The sequence below is a fragment of the Clostridium porci genome (assembly GCF_009696375.1).
Classification (GTDB): domain Bacteria; phylum Bacillota; class Clostridia; order Lachnospirales; family Lachnospiraceae; genus Enterocloster; species Enterocloster porci.
The window spans coordinates 1-3,530 of sequence record NZ_VUMD01000045.1 but is presented as its reverse complement, the minus strand read 5'-3'; the positions used below and the strand labels follow the sequence as shown (position 1 = coordinate 3,530).

The window sequence follows — 3,530 nt, the reverse complement described above, 5'->3', positions numbered from 1 at the left end:
CATCAGCAACCAGCTTCACTCCTTTTGGAACCAGTTGGCTGGTGAGTTTACCAACATGTATGCGAAGTGGAATCAGCATCATGCGCAACAGCTTGAATCTGACCGTAATAATACGGAAGATATTATTGATTCCCAGGAATCCAATACAACTACTATCATCAATAATCAGAATGAGAATACGGATAAAGTTGTCAATGGCTATGATAATTCCGGCCTTACCTCCTCCAATGATACCCTTAAAGATTCCCTTTCTAAGATGGAGGAACAAGAGGACAAGGCCATGGAATATGCCCGGACAGCTATTGATGATTTTCAGTATGATGATGGGTTTTTCAGCCGTTTTACCGCTCCCATTGCGGATGTTTCTTATTTTATGAATCATGTTTATTCAGCCCTTGCGGGTCTTAACATCCCCATTGGCTTTTCCTTGACACTTACCATTGCCATGCTCTGTATTGGTTATTATAGGTTTAAAGGGGGGCTTAGATGTTTCAATTCTTTGATGCCGTAGCGTCTATTTTCCAGACGGTTGTTAATTACATTGTCAACCTCATTACCATGATTGTTTTTGTGATTATCAATGTGGCGCGTGCGTTTGGCTGGCTGTTCGTCTGCATTCAGTATCTTCCTGGATGGCTGATTGCCTTTGTGGTTGTTCCGATTTCATTATCAATCGTATTTCAGATATTAAATAAGGGGTCGTGATATTATGCGTGATTTAATGGATTTTTGTATTGCTGTACTGTCTTATATGGTCCAGACATTATTCCGTTGCTCTTTGGGAGGTTATTCATATGGTGATTTTCTTGTGGCTGTCATTGTCATTTCTATTTTTGTGGGTACGTTGGTTATCTCCTTCCGTGGCCTTGGTGGGAATCCATCTTCGGCGGTCCGTCCTCCTAGGTCAATACGGCATAAGGCTGGTTCCTCTAAAACTAGTGGTGCTAAGTAGTTTGTTCCTGCTCTCCTTCCCTCTCCTGGCCTATGCAGATACGGCTACATCTTCCAATGCGTCCAGGTCAGATAGGGATATAGATTGGGACATGGATGTGGATGATATACGGACTGTATCTCCTTCGAATGCTGCTTATACAGATGTAGATTTATTGATGGATGATAGAACTTTGATGGATATTGATGATTTTGAGGGTTTAAAACGTGATGACTTGCTCCGATACATTTTATGCGAACTTATTACCATTCGTGATTCTTTTGGCGGTTTCGGTCTTGCTTCCTCTTCGGATGCTTCGCTTTCTTCCCTGGAAGCTGAGGAAGATAGTCCTGACTTGGAGGAAGGCCCTACAGATATTGTTCCTATGGATGCCCCTCTCCGCTCGGCGCGTTCGGTTTCTGTTTCTGATGATTATATTAATGTACTTCGTTATGATGTATCTATATCGGGCAGGGAATATACCCTTCTTTTCCCTCCTGAGTATGCGGATTCCCTTTATATAGACAGTCAGGGCCGTCTATTCAATGTTTCGGCTAATACCATTCAGGGCCGCTTGGTGGATGGTAATTTTAATCCGTATGCCAAGGAAGGTAAGCTTGTGTATCTCACTCCCTGTCTTGGCAATAACTTTTACTCTATTAGGGAGTATGGCTCCCCCAACTATGTAAGGGAATATTATTGGAGTCTGAACCGTCTCCAATACCGCGATGCATATGTCAATATCCAGGTGAATCATTATCATCATATATTCAAGGTTTCGGACACGCTTGCATATATCGTTATTGTTTTGATGGGAGGTTGTTTGATATGTTTATGGAGAAAATCTTCGCGTTGATGGGTGATGTTCCCATTCAATTCTATCCGGTTTGTTATGCCTTTGGTTTTATCGCCTTTTTATGGATTGTGGATAAGTTCTTTCATGTCTTTGTATCGCTGATTGATAGGCGGTGATTTCATGGAATTTTATGAACTTTATGATATTATTAACTGGCTTTTTGATGAGATTTATAAGCTTTTCACATTCCTGTGGGAGCATTCTTATTGGGTCGGTATTGCTGTTATTGGTCTGCCCCTTCTTCGGAAGGTTGTAGATATATTTAGGCGACTTTTTTAAATGATAAGGAGGTGTTTGTTTATGTTGAAGGTTAAGAATGCGATTAAGAAGTATCGTTGTGTTCCTGTCGCCACTGGTGTTGCGTCTGTTGCTATGGCTTTCTCGGCCTTTGCTGAGGAGGGCACTCCGGCCACGGGCCTTAATGGTCTGTTAGCCACGTTTTCTGTGGTCACGGCCTGGCTCTGGAAGGAATGTGGGCTTTTGCTCACCTGGATTTTATCCCAGCCCATCCTTTTAGCTGCCATGTGTCTGTTCTTCGCTGGAGCCGTGGTTGCGTTCTTCATGCGTATTTACCACCAGGTATAGTTCAGAAGGGGACCCCGTCCCCTTCCCCATTGAGGTGATTTTATGATTGATTTATTCAACCTTTTTATAGATGTGATTCTGTTCCCCATGTCCCCGGATGTTTTTACCCTTGATACGAATATCATGTGGCAGTTCATGCTTTTAATCCTCCTTCCCATTGGCTTTATCCGTATCATGAAGCAGTTTTTTAAGGGGGTGTTATAATGTATGCGTTTTCTTTTCTACTCTTTGGCTTTGGTATGTTTTGGATTGTCTTTTTTGCTTATCATTTCTTTAAGTATCGCAATCCATATAAACTTTTTATGGTCTTTGGCAAGAAAGGCAGCGGCAAGACTACGCTTATGTGTAAAATGGCACTTAAATACAGTCGAAAAGGGTGGCACGTCTATAGCAACGTGCATATACCTGGAACTTATTACTTCGATACCGTTGATATTGGTGTTTCTCATTTTCCTGAAAATTCTATCCTGCTTATAGACGAGGTGGGTCTTGTATGGGATAACCGTAATTTCAAGTCCTTCCCGGAACATGTGAAGGTTTATTTTAAATACCAGCGGCAGTATAAACATATCGTGTATCTGTTTTCTCAGTCCTTTGATGTTGATAAGAAGATACGCGACCTAACGGACCATCTGTATATCATCCATAACTTCCTGAACTGCTTTTCTGTTGCCAGGCGTATCACAAAGACAGTTGCCGTTGTTCATGCGGATAAATCGGCCAGCGGTGAATCAAAGATAGTGGATGATTACAACATTGATTCCCTGCTCCTGGCCCCTTTCGGTTCCGTGCGCTTTACTTACATTCCAAAGTATGTAAAGTATTTCAATTCCTATAATCCTCCCCTGCTCCCGGAAAAGGAGTTTGAATACATGCCCTTCCCGGAACTGGTGAAACAGGGGAAGCTGGGAGCGCTCCGCCGCGCGGTGGCCGGCGGACGCGTACAGCTTCATGAGGTCGTGAGGAAATGGAACTGTAAAAAACGGTGACCGGCTTCGGACCTCCGTCTAATTAGGTCCGAAGTCCGTAAAAATTCTTTACACTTGTATCGTTGCTTAACATTTTTTTAGGAGGTTCTTCCCATGCTTTATTATTTTAACCCACTGATTGAGGATGGTATTTTCTATTCCTGTGATTCCCTCCGTTACTCGTTTGAGT

At 42.6% G+C, this 3,530-nt stretch carries 7 protein-coding genes; 6 read left to right on the top strand and 1 reads right to left on the bottom strand.

Annotated features, from left to right (window positions below):
* From FYJ39_RS20660 to FYJ39_RS20655, 4 genes are all read left to right on the top strand, one after another.
* Positions 1–511: hypothetical protein (locus tag FYJ39_RS20660; protein ID WP_407923870.1), on the top strand; the 511-nt coding region annotated here is incomplete at its 5' end.
* Complete coding sequence (locus tag FYJ39_RS20145) at positions 487–705, top strand: hypothetical protein (RefSeq protein WP_154474091.1); 219 nt, start codon at positions 487–489, stop codon at positions 703–705. The genes FYJ39_RS20660 and FYJ39_RS20145, both read left to right, overlap by 25 nt.
* Positions 706–794: 89 nt before the next feature.
* Entirely contained in the window at positions 795–1,787 is a 993-nt protein-coding gene (locus tag FYJ39_RS20140) for a hypothetical protein (protein ID WP_154474090.1), read from the top strand.
* A gap of 120 nt (positions 1,788–1,907) precedes the next feature.
* On the top strand, positions 1,908–2,066 hold the full coding sequence (locus FYJ39_RS20655; RefSeq protein WP_195840494.1) for a hypothetical protein: 159 nt from the start codon (positions 1,908–1,910) through the stop codon (positions 2,064–2,066).
* Here FYJ39_RS20655 and FYJ39_RS20650 read toward each other — a convergent pair.
* Positions 2,063–2,350, bottom strand: a complete 288-nt coding sequence (locus FYJ39_RS20650) for a hypothetical protein (RefSeq protein WP_195840493.1) — start codon at positions 2,348–2,350, stop codon at positions 2,063–2,065. The genes FYJ39_RS20655 and FYJ39_RS20650 overlap by 4 nt on opposite strands.
* Positions 2,351–2,414: 64 nt before the next feature.
* Between FYJ39_RS20650 and FYJ39_RS20645 the strand changes: the two genes are divergently transcribed.
* Together FYJ39_RS20645 and FYJ39_RS20130 are read left to right on the top strand one after the other, a co-directional pair.
* Positions 2,415–2,576, top strand: coding sequence for a hypothetical protein (locus tag FYJ39_RS20645; RefSeq protein WP_195840492.1), 162 nt, complete (start codon positions 2,415–2,417; stop codon positions 2,574–2,576).
* Positions 2,576–3,361: a zonular occludens toxin domain-containing protein gene (locus FYJ39_RS20130; RefSeq protein ID WP_154474088.1), complete on the top strand. Its 786-nt coding sequence runs from the start codon at positions 2,576–2,578 to the stop codon at positions 3,359–3,361. The genes FYJ39_RS20645 and FYJ39_RS20130 overlap by 1 nt, the downstream gene beginning before the upstream one ends.
* The last annotated feature ends 169 nt before the right edge of the window (positions 3,362–3,530 follow it).

What these genes read in the sequence shown, in the direction of transcription:
- FYJ39_RS20145 (WP_154474091.1), top strand. Translation starts at nt 487, where the DNA reads ATGTTTCAATTCTTTGATGCCGTAGCGTCTATTTTCCAGACGGTTGTT.
- FYJ39_RS20140 (WP_154474090.1), top strand. Translation starts at nt 795, where the DNA reads ATGGTGATTTTCTTGTGGCTGTCATTGTCATTTCTATTTTTGTGGGTA.
- FYJ39_RS20655 (WP_195840494.1), top strand. Translation starts at nt 1,908, where the DNA reads ATGGAATTTTATGAACTTTATGATATTATTAACTGGCTTTTTGATGAG.
- FYJ39_RS20650 (WP_195840493.1), bottom strand. Translation starts at nt 2,350, where the DNA reads ATGAAGAACGCAACCACGGCTCCAGCGAAGAACAGACACATGGCAGCT.
- FYJ39_RS20645 (WP_195840492.1), top strand. Translation starts at nt 2,415, where the DNA reads ATGATTGATTTATTCAACCTTTTTATAGATGTGATTCTGTTCCCCATG.
- FYJ39_RS20130 (WP_154474088.1), top strand. Translation starts at nt 2,576, where the DNA reads ATGTATGCGTTTTCTTTTCTACTCTTTGGCTTTGGTATGTTTTGGATT.